Raw genomic sequence first — 14,690 nt, 5'->3', positions numbered from 1 at the left:
TTTGTGAAAATATCTATAATGAACAGGCAGATTTACTTCGCTGGTTTTAGCATGATATCGTCATAATCTGCTTTCACATAACTATTGGTGCTGTTACCATCACTGAGAATTAAAATAGCCAGGGGATGTTTAGGGGGATCGTCTCCAAAACGGTCACGATAATCTTTTACTAGATTTCGTTCAAAGGTCACCCACTCTCCTTTTTTATCCTCACCGGATTCTACCACAATAATTTGCTGATTGCCAAAAAGTTTGGAACCGGTTTCTCCTTTTGGCAAGGTTGTACTCCAGGTATAACGGATCGATTTGGGCACTTTTTTCACCAGAGCCACGCGCCCCATATCAAAGACCACATAGATGCTGGCTACTGAATCATTTAAATCACTCGACTTTTCATTAGCCCCTTTAGGCAACTCATGCGCCCGAACTTTCCATGATAATATTGGTGTTTCGTAGAGATTGATGTCGTAAATATTTTCTTTGTTCTCATTAATTAACGGCAAATTAATGTGTTTGGCCGTAACCCCTTGGTACCTAAGAAATTTATTGCCCGCATCCTTACGGATCGTATAGTGATAATGCTGAGAAAAATCTTTGTCATGATTAACGAGTTTTTTATTGCCGTCACGATCGTACCAATGTTGGGGCAAATCCCCTCCCGGATCGGCCTCAAAGTCTTCTAAGATAATTGTTCCATTATTTGTGCGTTCCACTGTTTCTTGAGCATGAACTTCAACGGCAAAAAGAAAAATAAATAGTAAGAAAGGTGTTAGAATTCTCATCAAAGGAGGTTAAAATTTATTATTAAAACCTGAATATAGGATTTATGCTTTGGTTTTGATAATGATATACAAATTCAATACAGCCAACGTTTCTATATTAACTTTATTTGTTTTTTAAATTGATTAAATAAACTTTAACTGTCTCAAAAGAGGGTTATTTGGTATATTTTATCTCAAAAGTAAAGACCTTAACTTGAGCAAACCTATTCTAAGAAAATGTCAAAGCATAAGCGCATTATTGGCGTAGTATTGCTTGTCAATATCCTGCTGGTAAGCACACACAGTGGTGAGTTCTGGCCATTTAGCATTTTCCCCATGTTCTCACAAACGGGTAACCCCTGGTCGCGCGGGGTCATAGAAAACGTGCAAGATACTACGCGGGTTAACCTGTGGGAGACCAAATCTATCGAAAAAATTGATGATCGTATTTTACCACTTGAAAAGTACGGCATCCACGAAATCGATTATGCCAATTATATCTCCAAAACGAAGGATTGGAATACTAAAAAAATAAATGGCCTGCGAAGTACTTTCCAGATCGATGATTATCCCGATCAAATTTGGTTAGCTACCCGAGTGGTTGGCTCGCTGACTGAAAATGATACCGTGGAAATAAAAGCAATACCCATGTTTCTATTTACCGCCGACACCACGATCAAGAATCCGAACCTCTTTTCTCAAAATTAGCGCTGGCAATGGATCGTCTATTTCAAAATTTATTTCAGTTTGATGCTCCGGACTCTATCGGTACTAAAATCCAGCTTCGCATATTTGAACTCTGTACCGTTTATTTTACTCTGAGTTATACCTGGGAATGGGCGCTGTATGTGCCCCGCCTAAGTGACGTTGTACTTCCCCTTGGAATTGCCAACTATATCAACGTAGAAATCTTCTTCGGTGATCTCGCCACGGTCAACGCCATTTTAATAACCCTTTTCTGCCTTATTCCTTTTCTTTTTAAAAAATTGCGGTGGCTTTATGCCCCGGCCTTTCTACTATTTCATTTGCAACATGTGGTCCGCTTTTCGCAGGGAGAAATTCCCCATAGCGCAAATATGGTTGGCATTGCCCTAATGGGACTGGGATTATCCGAAATATTTTTCAGAAATGATATTAAAAAGAGCCTGGCTTTCGCCTTTGGTTTTACGGTATTCTTCTTTGGTCTGGGATATACCTCCGCGGCTTTAAGTAAATTAATTGCTACCGGCATCACATGGCCCTCAGGCGAACACTTGTGGCTTTGGATGGGCGAAAAAAGCATCGATATTCTTTCACTAACTGGAGAATTCCAATTTAACTGGCTACAGCAGCTGGCTTTTGAATACTGGTGGATAGCTACTGCAATACTTTCTATTGGTCTTATAACGGAACTTATCGGATTCTTAATCTGGTGGAAACCACTTCGTCCATACGTCACCCTATTATTAATTGCTATGCATGTGGGTATCGACTTGACGATGAACATTTTCTTCTTCACTTTTACTGTTCAACTGATCATTATCGGCTTCCCTTGGAATAAAGTCATCAACAGGCTAACCGAGTCAATATCAAAATCATCCACTCAAAAAACAGTCGAGCAATATCTGCTTTACTAATTTTATCCCAAATTTTAAGATATTCTTCAAATATCTACCTGTAGCTTTTCAAATAAATTCTTTAATATTAGCAACTTATAAATTAACGCTTATAGCTAATAGTACGTGATTTTATGCCCGAATCTGCTCAGAGAAAAGATCCTGCCTCACAACCAAAAGTAAGCTGCTTAACCGTCACTGCTGATCGCAAGCATCTAATGAAGCGAGCAGTACAGTGCTTTCAAAATCAGACGTATGAGAATAGAGAACTCGTTATCATTGACGATGGCGAACAAGACCTTGGGGATATTCTCACAGACTTACCTGCAGATCAGGTCAAATATGTTAAGCTGGAAAAGAAACCCGAAAATACACTTGGCAAACTACGAAATCGCTCGCTAGATGAGGCAAACGGTGATTTTTTAGTACAGTGGGATGATGATGACTGGTATCACCCTGAGCGCATTTCCATCCAGGCTCAAACCCTTATGGCTGGTTATGATGCCTGTTGTCTTTCGGGAGCGCTCATGCACCTCGATGAGGAACCATACATGCACCATCCCTACGTTGGTTATCTGCCCGATGGTATTCCCGGCAGTATAATGCACCGTTCTGATGCTGATATTCGTTACCCGCATACCCGACGGGCCGAGGATACGGTATATCTCAATGAATGGATGGAAAAACGATATTTACAGCTTCCTGATAATTATTCGCATCTTTTTATTCGGTGTTATCACGGCAATAATACATGGGAAAAGGATCACTTTTTACGGCGGATCCGAAATAATCCAAAAGATGCAATTTTATACGTGTGGCATAAATTTATTAAGGGGAATTTATTTGCTCATCCCCGCTTTCTTCTTACTGAAGAGCAGAAGGAAGCATTTGAAATGTATTTGGATGACTCTCAAAACCTAAACTTGTTTTCCACCAGCTAAACCCGTGAAGACTAACCGCATATTTTTAGTAGGATGTCCCCGTTCGGGAACCACCCTCCTGCAAAGTATGGTTGCCAGTCATTCGCATATTGTCTCCTTCCCGGAAACACATTTCTTTTCCGAGACGCTTTCCATCAATCCCCTATTGAGGCGCATCAAGCTATACGGACCCGGCAGCCGTAATTTTATTAATGACTTTTTGATTGAACACGGTTATTCAGATATTCGTCCCTTTTCTGATCTTCCTCCTCTTTGTACCCACAGCAGATGGTGCAAAGCACTGTTACATACTATTGACGAAATGATTTTAGCCGCATCAGAAGACCCCCAATCAAACAATATCTGGGGATTGGAAAAAACTCCTCGGCACCTGTTTTACATTTCATCTATTCAGCAAGAAGGATATCAAAATAAATTTTTGCACATCTTGCGCAGTGGACCCGATGTCGTGGCCAGCCTTTATTTGGCTACACAAAATTATCCGAAACAATGGGGCGGGTCGCGATCTATCAAAAAATGCATCAGCTGGTGGAATAATAGCATTAAGGAATCCCTTAAATATCACGATGATCCCAACCACCTATTTGCTACTTATGAGCAGCTTCTCAAAAATCCTCAAACAGTACTACAATCCATATGCAACTATATGGAAATCGACTACCAAGAAAAAATGACGGAAGATTTTCATAATCGAGCTGAAGCGCTGACCAAAGAGGGGGAAGAATGGAAGCAAAGAAATTCTAAGCAGTCTCTGAGTAAAAGTAATAAACTAAAACAACATTTCGATGATGAGACTATTGCATATATAAAGAAAAATATACTTAGTATCGATTTAACGCAATTTCATCACTAAAAATAGCACTCATTACTTTAGCGATTCGGCCTCTTCAATATCTTCAGGATCTATCGACTGGGGATTAACGGGCAACTGATCTTGGGTAATAGAACTAGTAATAAAAGAAATAGCGCCAATCAGTTTTTTAAGAATTAAGTTTGCCGTTAATACACCTACGAGCTGTCCTTCCGGTACATTTAGCATCACCGACATTTCAAGTGCAACACTTACATACAACACGTCGCGACTGGGTAAAAAAGGTATTCGCGTGGACATAATTTGTGCAGCCATCAAACTAAACCATACTGCCCACGGCACAGTAGGTTCGGCAATTTTATATTGAATAATCTGAAGCAGATTTGTTAAGATGAGTCGTCCCGTATAAATGCTTGAAATTTTAACCGCATCACGCAGGCTCACCGTTAGGATATAACTTCGGAATTTATATCCCACAAAAAGCACTATAAACACGGCAAGTCCAATCCAGACGTAGGTTATCCAGCTTTCTATTTGTGGGATATAGTCTTCGATATTAATATATCCCTGCGTGAGGAAAAAGATGAGCAGTATCACCGAAACAAATGTGGAAGAGAGTGACGAAAGGATATTGTTATCCTTCACAAACTGCATGGCCTCTACAGCAGGGATTTTTAGCTTATCTTTAGCCCAGTAGAACAAGTAAAATTCGCCGGAATATCCCAAGACATCGGTATTGAGCACTTTCTTTTGAACGAAAACTAGAAAAGCCCTGAAACCGCGAAAATTCCATTTTACCCCATAGATAAAAATCTCTGAGATAGGCAAAGAGAAGTAAATTAGAATAAAAAGCAGGTAAAATAATGGGTTCAGCGGCAGCGACTCAATGACTTGCGTCAGCCCGATATCATACAGCTTATATACCAGGTAGCCAATAATACCAGCCTGCAATAGGTACCGTATCCCCTTTTTAAGATACGACTTCCACTTTTGTTCATCTTCTCCTTTTTGACTCATCTACTAATTCAATTTATGGCAGCGGAGTTTTAAGTACATTACCGAATTATAATCTAAAAATGAATAATGACAGATCATCAAGAATTAAGAAAAGTAGCTCTATTTGATTCCAGCCCATATTCAATACATTGCTATTGGGCATCAAGTGAATAGAAAAACAAAAAAACTACTAAAGCAAAACAATACCTACCTGTGTAAATAGGAAAGTTCATAAATGATTATGCATCCCCAGCAAGTCTGTCTTTAGCACTGATAAGATCGGTAAATTTTTGCTTTTTAAGTGTATTCCATGTGCGCTCAGAAAACTCAAAGAAAGGCTGTTTTTGATGATACCATCCAAAATGCAAGCAGTAAGGGGTTGTTTTTAGATAATCTCCCTTGCCCGGTATTAAAGAAAACATCTTCGTTAACAACTTCCGTAGGAATTTACTCTTCAATCCCCGAAAGCTGTATACAAAACGGTCGGAATAATATTTACAAGCCACATACTCGAAATTCGCATCGTGGGACGTTAAATCCGAAATATAGTCTAACTGAGGGCTCGTATGTCCCTGCAGCCATGGATATACTGGTAAGTCCAGCTTTGACATAGCCATAGCCATACTCCATTCGCAGGACTCTTCACTGCGTCCCTGCTCCAAAGTGCGGCTGCGAAAATGAGTTTCATCTTTTCGGTCCAGCATTTTCTGAGCCAACTCACACACTTTTTTGGTCAAGCTATAATCCTGAGCATAAACCATCCCGGTTTGCACGCGACTCAAATAGGTAAGTCCAAAATGATCCAGAGTTCGTTTTCGACGCCGGAATAAAATATCTGCAACAATACCAATATTTTTGGGGCCACCAAAGAAATTATCCGATATTTGGGTTCCCGTTACGGTAAACGGATAAGGTTCAAAAGACTTCCAAAGGTTTTCGGGTTCTTTACACCAAATAATGTCACTGTCGAGAAAGATATTTTTCTCGAAAAACATAAATTCATGCAAGTGATGCTTAAATCCAACAATGGAAGCATTCTCTTCGGGCAAAATATGTATGTGATCAAAAACGCCCGATAGACTGTGCTCTTCAAGAATATTTTTGTGCTTTTCTGTACATGCCAAGGCCACGGGACGATCTTCGTCGTATCTGCGCAACGACACCACAGAAGCCACAGCATGTTTTAAATAACGTGGATGTCCGTAGGTGACATATACGTATCCCTCCGGAGCTAATCGCTTTTGTTGTACTGATTTAAGCATATAAGTAGGTTATTTGATACGAATATAATGGGATAATGCCTCTTTCCTAAACCTTATTTAGCCGCTCTCTTGCGGAGAGTTTCCAAGAGGGAATCGTATCCTTTCTTACGTATAATATTTTGAAATTGGCGCTGGTAAGATCCGGCAGTTGAGACATCATCAATAATAATATCTGTAACCACCCACTGATCATTTTTTCCATTAAATTTCATCTCATAACTAACGGGAGTGCGCACCTTTTCCAACTGGGCTAACGTTTTAACTGTTGCAGAGCTGTCCTCTACATTTATTTGCTCATATTTTACATCAGCCCGATAAATATCCAGCTTATTTAACGATTGGTCACGAATAATGGTCGAAAATAAATCAACAAATTCACTGCGCTGTTCCGTGGATAATGTATCATAAGTAGCTTGCAATGCCTGCTGTGCCATTGCCCGGTAATCAATAATTCCATTGATAATATCCTTTAATTTATCGCGCTGCTCCTGGGTATATTCTGTTCCTTTTGGACCAAGCAGATCTTTAATTTCATCATCACGCTCTTCGAGCAAATTACGTACAGTTGAACTGTCTAATTGAGCAAAACTATTTGTGGGACTTAAAAACATCAATCCCAAAAGCGCCGATAATAAAACTATGTAAAGTTTATTTAAAAAAGTCATTGTATTAATTCTGATTCGAAAGTTCTAAAATTCGCAGGCCGGATTTGCGATATAATTCAGCAATATTATTGTTAAAATTGAAAATTTCTCTTTTTAACTGAACCCGCAGCTCTAGTTCTTTTTTCATGGCATCGACCAAGTCTTTAGTATCTCCCATACCAAAATCATAGTCTAATTGTTCCTGGCGCAGCCATTTTTTACTTGTAATATGAGCTTCATCTGTTTTGTCAACTTTAACTTTAGAAAGTGAGGTTTTTTTATACGCCTGATTTATTTCCAAAACTATACCATCAACGGCGGCATCTTTTAAATATTTTGCCTGTCGATATTGTATTCGGCCTTTTTGAATATCAGCCTGAATACTTAAAAAGTCGAGATTTTGTCGGATACCAAATCCGAACGAACCTGAAGCGTAGTTTGAATTATTAATAATAAAGGGATTACTCTGTCGCGGACGGTTGGGAGTATTCGCAAAACTTCCTCTCAATCCAATAAAAAGAGAGGGATAATTCTTCTGCTTCTGTGCCTTCATACCATATTCAGCGGCATCAATACCAGCTTCGATAGCATCAATTTCGGATCGATTGGCAAGAGCGTGCGACCGATAATAATCTATTTCTCGCAACTTTTCTGAAACGGGATCTAAAAAATTTGTGTCCGGAACATAAACCGTATTTTCTTCTGCATTTAATACATAATTCCAAATGCGCTGCGTCATTTTCGCTTCCTCACGTACTTCAGCTGCACGGATATCAAATTCCGACTTAAAAACTTTGAATTTGAATAAGTCCGATTCATCAAAATCAGCATCTCCTTTCTCCTGCTTTTCCTCAATTTGTCGCTCTATCTTATCGATTTGATTTTGAGCCTCATCAAGTAATACCAAAATTTCATTCGTCAATAAATAACTTTGGTACAGCTCAAAAAGACGAAGGCGTAAATTCGCTTTTTCCTTTTCAAACTGCTTTTGGGCAGCAACTGCAGCAGATTTAGCAGCTTTTACCGCATTCTTAAGAGCTCCCCAGGCGAAAATAGGCTGCACGGCAGACACTTCGGCGCGGGTAAATACGGCCCAGTTTTCCCAATCATTTTCTAACTCCGGATCCAGGTAATATTCATCCTCTGGTAGATTAGTTTGGCTTATAACTCCAGGAACAATTCCATGTTGAGTGCTGAGTTGAAACTGTGGAAGATACCGTTTGGCCTGTGCTTGATTAATCTGATTGTTAGCAAGTGCTACCTTTCGTTGTTCGTATTCAATTTGCCCCGAATTCTCAATACCACGTTCGATAAAAGATTCCAGCGATACTTTTACAGTATCCTGCCCTATAGAAATCATAGGTAGCAAGAAAAACAAAAGAAAAAATGCTGATATATATTTTTTCATAGCTATAATCCTAGTATCGTAATATTTATATCTACCAACGAACAAATGGTAGATTTATTTAAACAAAAAGCCCCTTCCGGTAAGAAGAGGCTTTCTTTAGAGCGGAGGGAGAGGGATTCGAACCCCCGAGACCCATAAGGGCCTGCCGGTTTTCAAGACCGGTGCATTCGACCGCTCTGCCATCCCTCCAATTTTTCAAAAAACTATCTATGCTTCTTCAAGAGCTTGGGCACCCGAAATAATTTCAGAAATTTCGGTAGTAATTGCGCTCTGTCGTGCCCTGTTATACTCAAGTTGAAGATCTTCCTTCATTTCTTGAGCATTTTCAGTAGCATTATCCATGGCTGTCATCCGGGCACCCTGCTCAGCAGCATTAGATTCCAGAATAGCTCTCCAGAGCTGCAAATTCAAGTGCAAAGGTAAAAGTTTTTGAAGAATACTTTCTACATCCGGTTCAAAAATATATTCTGTAGAAGAAATATCCTCTTCCTCGTCAACCAACGTTGATGAATCAATCGGTAAAACAGACTCAATAAGTCGGTTTTGTGCAATTACCGATTTAAATTCATTATAAGCTACTTTTACTTCGTCAAAGGTACCTGATTTGAAATCATTAACAACTGATTTCATGATCTCAGTTGCTTTATTAAAAACAATATCATCCCAAAAACCAGGATATTCTGCTACAATATTATATTTACGCTTGCCGAAATATTTGATTGCCTGCCGACCAATGCACATTAATGATAAATTACCACTTTCATGGTACTCACTATACTCTTCACTAATCGTATTTTCGATAGCTTTGAACAAGTTATTATTAAAGGCACCACAAAGACCACGATCAGAACCAACCACAATAATTAAAACATTATCTGTTGATTCAGGGGTACGCAGCAGCACATTATCCTCACTGGAATTTTCCACTAGACGTCCCACTACTTCTTTCATTTTAGAAGCATAGGGGCGAGTTTCAATAATGCGATCTTGTGCTTTCCGCAGCTTAGCAGCAGCCACCATTTTCATGGCACGCGTAATTTGCTGCGTATTTTTAATCGATTCTATCCGGTTTCGTATGTCACGAAGATTGGCCATGAATTATGCTTCCTCTTCTTGTGTAGCTTTAAGTTGATCAATTACAGTTTTGGCAACATTCATTAACTTATCACCAAATTTATCATTAAGGTCTCCTGATCCAGCAAGCTCAGCCATCTCATCGTCATATTTAACATGGACGGTTTCGAGGTATTCTTCCTCAAACTCCTGAATTTGATCAACATCCAGCTCATCGAGCAAACCTTCACTGTTAATTTTAAGCAGTGCTATCTGATCTTCAACCGGACGCGGTTCATAAATATCCTGTTTCAAGAGTTCGACAGTGCGCTCACCACGTTTCAATTGACGCTGTGTAGCCGGATCAAGATCAGAACCAAACTTGGCAAAAGCCTCCAATTCACGGTACTGAGCCAAGTCAAGCTTCATGGTACCGGACAACTCCTTCATCGACTTAACCTGTGCAGCACCACCTACACGCGATACAGAAGTACCGACGTCGATTGCGGGTCGTACACCAGAATTAAACAGATCTGTATCAAGAAAAATCTGTCCGTCAGTAATTGAAATTACATTCGTTGGAATATAAGCAGATACATCGCCGGCCTGGGTTTCAATAATTGGCAATGCAGTTAATGATCCACCGCCTTTCATTTTGGGCTTCAACTGCTCCGGCACATTATTCATCTGCTTCGCAATATTATCATCATTAATAATCTTAGCAGAACGCTCCAGCAAACGACTGTGCAGATAAAATACATCTCCAGGATAAGCCTCACGTCCCGGTGGCCTTCTAAGTAGAAGCGAAAGCTCACGATATGCAACGGCCTGCTTTGACAAGTCATCATAAACTACCAAAGCATGACGGCCTGTATCGCGGAAATATTCCCCGATAGCCGCACCTGCGAATGGTGCTATAAAACGCATTGGAGCAGATACACTTGCCGGAGCAGACACAATCGTTGAGTAGTCAATAGCGTCGTTATCCTCTAACGCTTTTGCAATACCTGCAACCGTAGAACCTTTTTGCCCAACAGCTACATAGATACAATGAACCGGCTTATCAGTGTCTTGTGTTTCTTTCTGATTGATAATCGTATCAACCGCGACAGATGTTTTACCTGTTTGACGATCACCAATAATTAGCTCACGCTGTCCCCGGCCAATAGGAATCAATGAGTCAATGGCTTTAATCCCTGTTTGAAGTGGCTCTTTTACCGGTTCACGATAAATTACACCAGGAGCCTTACGCTCTAACGGAACTCGAATAGTATCTCCGGAAATAGGACCTTTACCGTCGATGGGACGTCCAAGCGGATCGATAACGCGCCCGAGAAGTCCATCTCCTACATTGATAGAGGCAATACTCTTTGTACGCCGAACAGTATCGCCTTCTTCAACAGCGCTGGTTGCACCAAAAAGAACAACACCCACATTGTCTTCCTCAAGGTTTAGTACCATTCCGCGAATCGAGTTGCCGTCTTCATCTATCGAATCAGGCAAATCAACAAGTTCACCGGCCTGTACTTTTGATAATCCATACACGCGGGCAATTCCGTCCCCTACCTCGAGAACTGTTCCCACATCGTAGGTGTCCGCTTCACTATCAAAACCGGATAATTGTTTGCGTAATATTGCTGAAACTTCGTCTGGTCTAACTTGACTCATTGGTTCAAATGTTATTTAAATCGTCTTTAATTTCTATTCTACAGTTGTTGATAATAACGATTCCTCAAGCTTTTGGAGCTTGTGTTTAACCGTTCCATCTATAACTGTGTCCTCAATACGGATAGCCATACCACCTTTTAGTTCTTCATCAACCGTGATATTCATATCCACTTTTTTCTGTGTTTTTTGCTCCAGGTTTTTATGAAGCAGCTCTTGCTGCTCACTATTCAATTGCTGGGCAACAAACACATCCACAGTAATAATGCCGGCATACTCTTTATATTTCTCAATAAAAGCCTGAGTAATCTGGTCTAACTGATTTATGCGATCTTTGCGAGATAACAGCTTTAAAAACAGCTTAGTTGGTTCCTCAAGCTCATCAAAAAAGATTTTCTGCAAAGCCTGTGTCTTATCATCATAATTGATAATGGGACTTTGCAAAAATAGAACCAACTCCCGCGATCCCTTCAAGGTATTATGGATATACTCGATGTCATTTAATAATTCATCGACCTCATCCCGCTCTTTAGCTAACTCAAGAAGGGCAGTCGCATATCTTCGGGCTACTTTTGATGTAGGCATCTACCTTAGTTTTTTGAGATGTCTTTTATAAAGCTTTCTACCAGCTTATTATTCTTTTTCTCATCCAATTCAGATTCAATAATCTTGGAAGCCGATTGCACAGCTAAACGTGCTACTTCGTCGCGAAGCTCCATCATAGCACGTTTTTTTTCCTGCTCGATGGTTTTACGGGCCTGTTCAATAATTTGTTCGGCCTCTTCCTTGGATTTTTCGATACGTTCTGCGCGGAGCATTTCGGCTTCTTCGATAGCCTCTTTGCGGATTTCTTTTGCCTTTTTCTCAGCTTCCCGCAATGCTTTTTCGTTATCCTTAGAAATCTTCTCAGCACGTTCTAATGCCTGCTCAGCTGATTCTAAAGAATCTTTAATGCGGGTTTCTCGCTCTTCCAGCGCTTCCATTATCAATGGTACTGCATACTTGCCCATTACGGCAAGAAAAATTACCAATGATAAGGCTACCCAAAGAGCAAACCCACTACTAAAAGAGAGTATGCCGCTTCCGCCTGCTAAAAATAGCATCATAGTTTAATTTGAATAGTTTGAATTAACCACCAATTCCGAGAGCAAGAAGAATACATACAATAGCGCCGATAAGTGCTACACCCTCAATAAGAGCAGCGGTCAAGATCATAGCGCCACGAATATCATCAGATGCTTCGGGTTGACGAGCAATACTTTCTACTGAACTCTTACCAATCATACCGATGCCGATTCCAGCACCAACTGCTACAATTCCTGCTCCAATTCCTGCTGCTAATAAACCCATATTTTTTACCTGTTATTTTAGTTTTAAGTTTAGGTTTAGATTATGTGATATAATTAAATTCGTTATGCGTGCGCTTCAATTCCTTCTTCATGCGCATGCTCTTCGGCAGCCATCCCAATAAATACAGCCGACAGAAGTGTAAAAATATATGCTTGTAAAAGTCCGACAAAAGCCTTTAGCACGTATAAAGCAACCGTCAACGGCACCGCAAAAAAGCTCATTCCAATTCCGGCCATACTTCCAAATATATCTGCAAAGATAAAGATCAATCCCAGAATACAGATAATCATAATCTTACCGGAGAGCATGTTTGCAAACAGACGTACAGCCAACGCAAATGGCTTAGTAAACAATCCAATGATTTCGATAGGAGTAAGAATAATACGCATCCAACCGGGAACGCCGGGAAACCAAAATACATGCTCCCAGTGATCCTTTGAACCATTCCACTGTGTGATAAAAAAGGTAAATGCTGCCAATACACCAGTAACTGTAATATCAGCGGTTGCTGTTGCACCCCATGGCAACAAACCAAAAAGATTCATAAATGATATCCCAACAAATACTGTAAACAAATAGGGAACAAATTTTTCATATTTGTCATCGGGGATATTTTTCTTTGTGATATCATCACGCACGAAAACAAAAACGATTTCAAACAGATTTTGAAACCATCCCTGGGGTTCTGTTTTGCGTCCCACTCCCTGCTTATACTTGCGGGCCATTGCTATGGTTATCCAAACTGTTAATATCAATCCGAACCATACATACATCAAGTGCGATGTAATAGATAAGTCCATTGTAATCTCTGCCCCATTAGCCGGCATCAACGCACCATCCTTTTCAACAAATTCTCCAGATTCAATAGCATTCTTTGTACTACTGTAGGCAAACAAATCACCTTCAACCAAAAATATGCGAGGAAGGGGAACATGGTAGCCCAAAACCGCCAACTCATGATGGTCGACAACTTTTCCTACAACGTCTATAGGAGCACCTTCGGAATCTTGTTTGGCTTTATCCGAGGCTTCTGTTAATGGGGTGAAGAAGAGAACCAGTAAGAGTAAAACGAACAGTCGGCGGCAGGCCCTTAGCATTAAATTCTAATTATCAGTTTCAAGTAGTTTGTTGATTAAAATAATCTCGATTACAGAGTGGAAAATATAAGAAATTATGAAGCTAACTGTAAAGTAAATTTGATGAATTTTTATGGTCTCCAAAATCACTACCAAAGCTACTAAAACCAAAAGAAATCGAATGCCCAAAGAAATATAAAACCGGGTAATAAAATTTGAGCTTTTTTCTGTCTTAATTCGTTTTATGACAAAAAAATTACTGCCAACAAAAAGGAAGCTCAAAAAAAAACCGATACTCACATCCAGGTAGTATTGCTGACCTAAAAGGAAGGTAATTCCCAATATGAACAGAAAAGCAATAAGGGAATTCCATAAAAATTTGTGCGCCAACTTTTGCACCTGATGATCCAAACCCCTCCCCCGTTCTACTCCTTATTCAATCGGTCGTTTAACCTAAAGATGAGAATAAAAATATTTATAATACCTACAACACAGCCACCCAGCAACAGCCAGGGACTGAGGCCAAAATAATTGTCCAGCCAATACCCCAAAAATATAGGGATCGATAACGCGGCTGCTATTTCTCCCCCCAACGAAACATATTCTAAATAATCAGTTGGTTTTTTACTATTCGTCAATCTTTTTTATTGACCTTGGATTTTCCTTTTGCAACATCATCTTCTGACTTATCATCTTTGGACTTTGAGCTTCCCAATTTTGAAGACAAGCCATTCGTATTCTTCTTGATTTCTTCTTTTATATTTTCACTCATATGGAATGATCCGTTTATCTGTGATCCTTCTTCAGCCAGAATCGTCTTTGTATAAATATCCCCTTCTATAGTAGCCGATTTGCGAAGAATAAGCTTATTGGTTACTCGTACTTCGCCATCGATGTTGCCGGCAATATCAGCATCAACGGCTTCAATATTACCTTTAACTTTACCTGTTGATGAAACAATGATTTTGCCTTCCGCCTCTGCTTCCCCATCCAGGGTACCAGCAATGCGAACATCATTTTTTGTTTTCAGGGTACCTTTAAGTTCGGTGCCTTCACTTATCATATTTACTGAGGGTAAATTCTTACCGGATTTATTAGAACTCATAGATGATTCCTTATCTTTCTTAT

Annotated in this window: 17 protein-coding genes and 1 tRNA gene; 4 read left to right on the top strand and 14 right to left on the bottom strand. The window is 39.9% G+C overall.

Features of this window, described 5'->3' with window-relative positions; genetic code table 11:
* Window positions 1-32 precede the first annotated feature (32 nt).
* Window positions 33-782 carry a DUF3047 domain-containing protein gene (locus U5J89_RS11100; protein WP_322575700.1) on the bottom strand — a complete coding sequence of 250 codons (750 nt, stop codon included), beginning with the start codon at window positions 780-782 and terminating at the stop codon, window positions 33-35.
* 216 nt (window positions 783-998) lie between these two features.
* Between U5J89_RS11100 and U5J89_RS11095 the strand changes: the two genes are divergently transcribed.
* The 4 genes from U5J89_RS11095 (at window position 999) to U5J89_RS11080 (ending at window position 4,150) form a co-directional block, all read left to right on the top strand.
* Entirely contained in the window at window positions 999-1,469 is a 471-nt protein-coding gene (locus U5J89_RS11095; RefSeq protein WP_322575699.1) for a hypothetical protein, read from the top strand.
* A gap of 8 nt (window positions 1,470-1,477) precedes the next feature.
* Window positions 1,478-2,377 carry a hypothetical protein gene (locus tag U5J89_RS11090; protein ID WP_322575698.1) on the top strand — a complete coding sequence of 300 codons (900 nt, stop codon included), beginning with the start codon at window positions 1,478-1,480 and terminating at the stop codon, window positions 2,375-2,377.
* Window positions 2,378-2,490: 113 nt separating this feature from the next.
* Complete coding sequence (locus U5J89_RS11085; RefSeq protein WP_322575697.1) at window positions 2,491-3,297, top strand: glycosyltransferase family A protein; 807 nt, start codon at window positions 2,491-2,493, stop codon at window positions 3,295-3,297.
* 4 nt (window positions 3,298-3,301) lie between these two features.
* Window positions 3,302-4,150 (top strand): sulfotransferase, encoded by an 849-nt coding sequence (locus tag U5J89_RS11080; protein ID WP_322575696.1) that lies wholly within the window; start codon window positions 3,302-3,304, stop codon window positions 4,148-4,150.
* A gap of 12 nt (window positions 4,151-4,162) precedes the next feature.
* On the opposite strand, the gene U5J89_RS11075 is transcribed toward U5J89_RS11080, so the two are convergent.
* From U5J89_RS11075 to U5J89_RS11020, 13 genes are all read right to left on the bottom strand, one after another.
* The gene (locus U5J89_RS11075) at window positions 4,163-5,125 is read right to left on the bottom strand and encodes a hypothetical protein (protein WP_322575695.1); all 963 of its coding nucleotides are present in this window, start codon (window positions 5,123-5,125) and stop codon (window positions 4,163-4,165) included.
* Window positions 5,126-5,343: 218 nt separating this feature from the next.
* Window positions 5,344-6,366, bottom strand: coding sequence for a hypothetical protein (locus U5J89_RS11070; protein WP_322575694.1), 1,023 nt, complete (start codon window positions 6,364-6,366; stop codon window positions 5,344-5,346).
* Window positions 6,367-6,419: 53 nt separating this feature from the next.
* Window positions 6,420-7,031 (bottom strand): ABC transporter substrate-binding protein, encoded by a 612-nt coding sequence (locus U5J89_RS11065; RefSeq protein WP_322575693.1) that lies wholly within the window; start codon window positions 7,029-7,031, stop codon window positions 6,420-6,422.
* A gap of 4 nt (window positions 7,032-7,035) precedes the next feature.
* Complete coding sequence (locus U5J89_RS11060) at window positions 7,036-8,418, bottom strand: TolC family protein (protein WP_322575692.1); 1,383 nt, start codon at window positions 8,416-8,418, stop codon at window positions 7,036-7,038.
* A 102-nt stretch (window positions 8,419-8,520) separates the two neighbouring features.
* Window positions 8,521-8,607, bottom strand: a tRNA-Ser gene (locus U5J89_RS11055).
* An 18-nt stretch (window positions 8,608-8,625) separates the two neighbouring features.
* The gene (gene atpG, locus U5J89_RS11050) at window positions 8,626-9,513 is read right to left on the bottom strand and encodes an ATP synthase F1 subunit gamma (RefSeq protein ID WP_322575691.1); all 888 of its coding nucleotides are present in this window, start codon (window positions 9,511-9,513) and stop codon (window positions 8,626-8,628) included.
* A 3-nt stretch (window positions 9,514-9,516) separates the two neighbouring features.
* On the bottom strand, window positions 9,517-11,139 hold the full coding sequence (gene atpA / locus U5J89_RS11045) for a F0F1 ATP synthase subunit alpha (protein ID WP_322575690.1): 1,623 nt from the start codon (window positions 11,137-11,139) through the stop codon (window positions 9,517-9,519).
* A 33-nt stretch (window positions 11,140-11,172) separates the two neighbouring features.
* Entirely contained in the window at window positions 11,173-11,721 is a 549-nt protein-coding gene (atpH, locus tag U5J89_RS11040) for an ATP synthase F1 subunit delta (RefSeq protein WP_322575689.1), read from the bottom strand.
* A gap of 5 nt (window positions 11,722-11,726) precedes the next feature.
* Entirely contained in the window at window positions 11,727-12,242 is a 516-nt protein-coding gene (gene atpF / locus U5J89_RS11035; protein WP_322575688.1) for a F0F1 ATP synthase subunit B, read from the bottom strand.
* Between the two features lie 22 nt (window positions 12,243-12,264).
* A complete protein-coding gene (gene atpE, locus U5J89_RS11030) occupies window positions 12,265-12,486 on the bottom strand; it encodes an ATP synthase F0 subunit C (RefSeq protein ID WP_322575687.1) in 222 nt (73 codons plus the stop codon).
* A 62-nt stretch (window positions 12,487-12,548) separates the two neighbouring features.
* Complete coding sequence (atpB, locus tag U5J89_RS11025) at window positions 12,549-13,583, bottom strand: F0F1 ATP synthase subunit A (RefSeq protein WP_322575686.1); 1,035 nt, start codon at window positions 13,581-13,583, stop codon at window positions 12,549-12,551.
* Window positions 13,584-13,987: 404 nt separating this feature from the next.
* The gene (locus tag U5J89_RS16005) at window positions 13,988-14,200 is read right to left on the bottom strand and encodes an AtpZ/AtpI family protein (protein ID WP_416208519.1); all 213 of its coding nucleotides are present in this window, start codon (window positions 14,198-14,200) and stop codon (window positions 13,988-13,990) included.
* Entirely contained in the window at window positions 14,197-14,667 is a 471-nt protein-coding gene (locus tag U5J89_RS11020; protein ID WP_322575685.1) for a polymer-forming cytoskeletal protein, read from the bottom strand. The genes U5J89_RS16005 and U5J89_RS11020 overlap by 4 nt, the downstream gene beginning before the upstream one ends.
* Window positions 14,668-14,690: the final 23 nt, after the last annotated feature.

It is taken from the genome of Fodinibius sp. (assembly GCF_034521915.1).
Taxonomy (GTDB): Bacteria; Bacteroidota; Rhodothermia; order Balneolales; family Balneolaceae; genus Fodinibius.
The sequence above is the reverse complement of the archived record's forward strand: the minus strand, read 5'-3'. Positions and strand labels throughout refer to the sequence as shown.

Coding starts and splice junctions, on each gene's coding strand:
- atpE (WP_322575687.1), bottom strand. CDS start 12,486: ATGGGTTTATTAGCAGCAGGAATTGGAGCAGGAATTGTAGCAGTTGGT.
- U5J89_RS11070 (WP_322575694.1), bottom strand. CDS start 6,366: ATGCTTAAATCAGTACAACAAAAGCGATTAGCTCCGGAGGGATACGTA.
- U5J89_RS11090 (WP_322575698.1), top strand. CDS start 1,478: ATGGATCGTCTATTTCAAAATTTATTTCAGTTTGATGCTCCGGACTCT.
- atpF (WP_322575688.1), bottom strand. CDS start 12,242: ATGATGCTATTTTTAGCAGGCGGAAGCGGCATACTCTCTTTTAGTAGT.
- U5J89_RS11020 (WP_322575685.1), bottom strand. CDS start 14,667: ATGAGTTCTAATAAATCCGGTAAGAATTTACCCTCAGTAAATATGATA.
- U5J89_RS11060 (WP_322575692.1), bottom strand. CDS start 8,418: ATGAAAAAATATATATCAGCATTTTTTCTTTTGTTTTTCTTGCTACCT.
- atpH (WP_322575689.1), bottom strand. CDS start 11,721: ATGCCTACATCAAAAGTAGCCCGAAGATATGCGACTGCCCTTCTTGAG.
- U5J89_RS11085 (WP_322575697.1), top strand. CDS start 2,491: ATGCCCGAATCTGCTCAGAGAAAAGATCCTGCCTCACAACCAAAAGTA.
- U5J89_RS11075 (WP_322575695.1), bottom strand. CDS start 5,125: ATGAGTCAAAAAGGAGAAGATGAACAAAAGTGGAAGTCGTATCTTAAA.
- atpA (WP_322575690.1), bottom strand. CDS start 11,139: ATGAGTCAAGTTAGACCAGACGAAGTTTCAGCAATATTACGCAAACAA.
- U5J89_RS11100 (WP_322575700.1), bottom strand. CDS start 782: ATGAGAATTCTAACACCTTTCTTACTATTTATTTTTCTTTTTGCCGTT.
- atpG (WP_322575691.1), bottom strand. CDS start 9,513: ATGGCCAATCTTCGTGACATACGAAACCGGATAGAATCGATTAAAAAT.
- U5J89_RS11095 (WP_322575699.1), top strand. CDS start 999: ATGTCAAAGCATAAGCGCATTATTGGCGTAGTATTGCTTGTCAATATC.
- U5J89_RS11065 (WP_322575693.1), bottom strand. CDS start 7,031: ATGACTTTTTTAAATAAACTTTACATAGTTTTATTATCGGCGCTTTTG.
- atpB (WP_322575686.1), bottom strand. CDS start 13,583: ATGCTAAGGGCCTGCCGCCGACTGTTCGTTTTACTCTTACTGGTTCTC.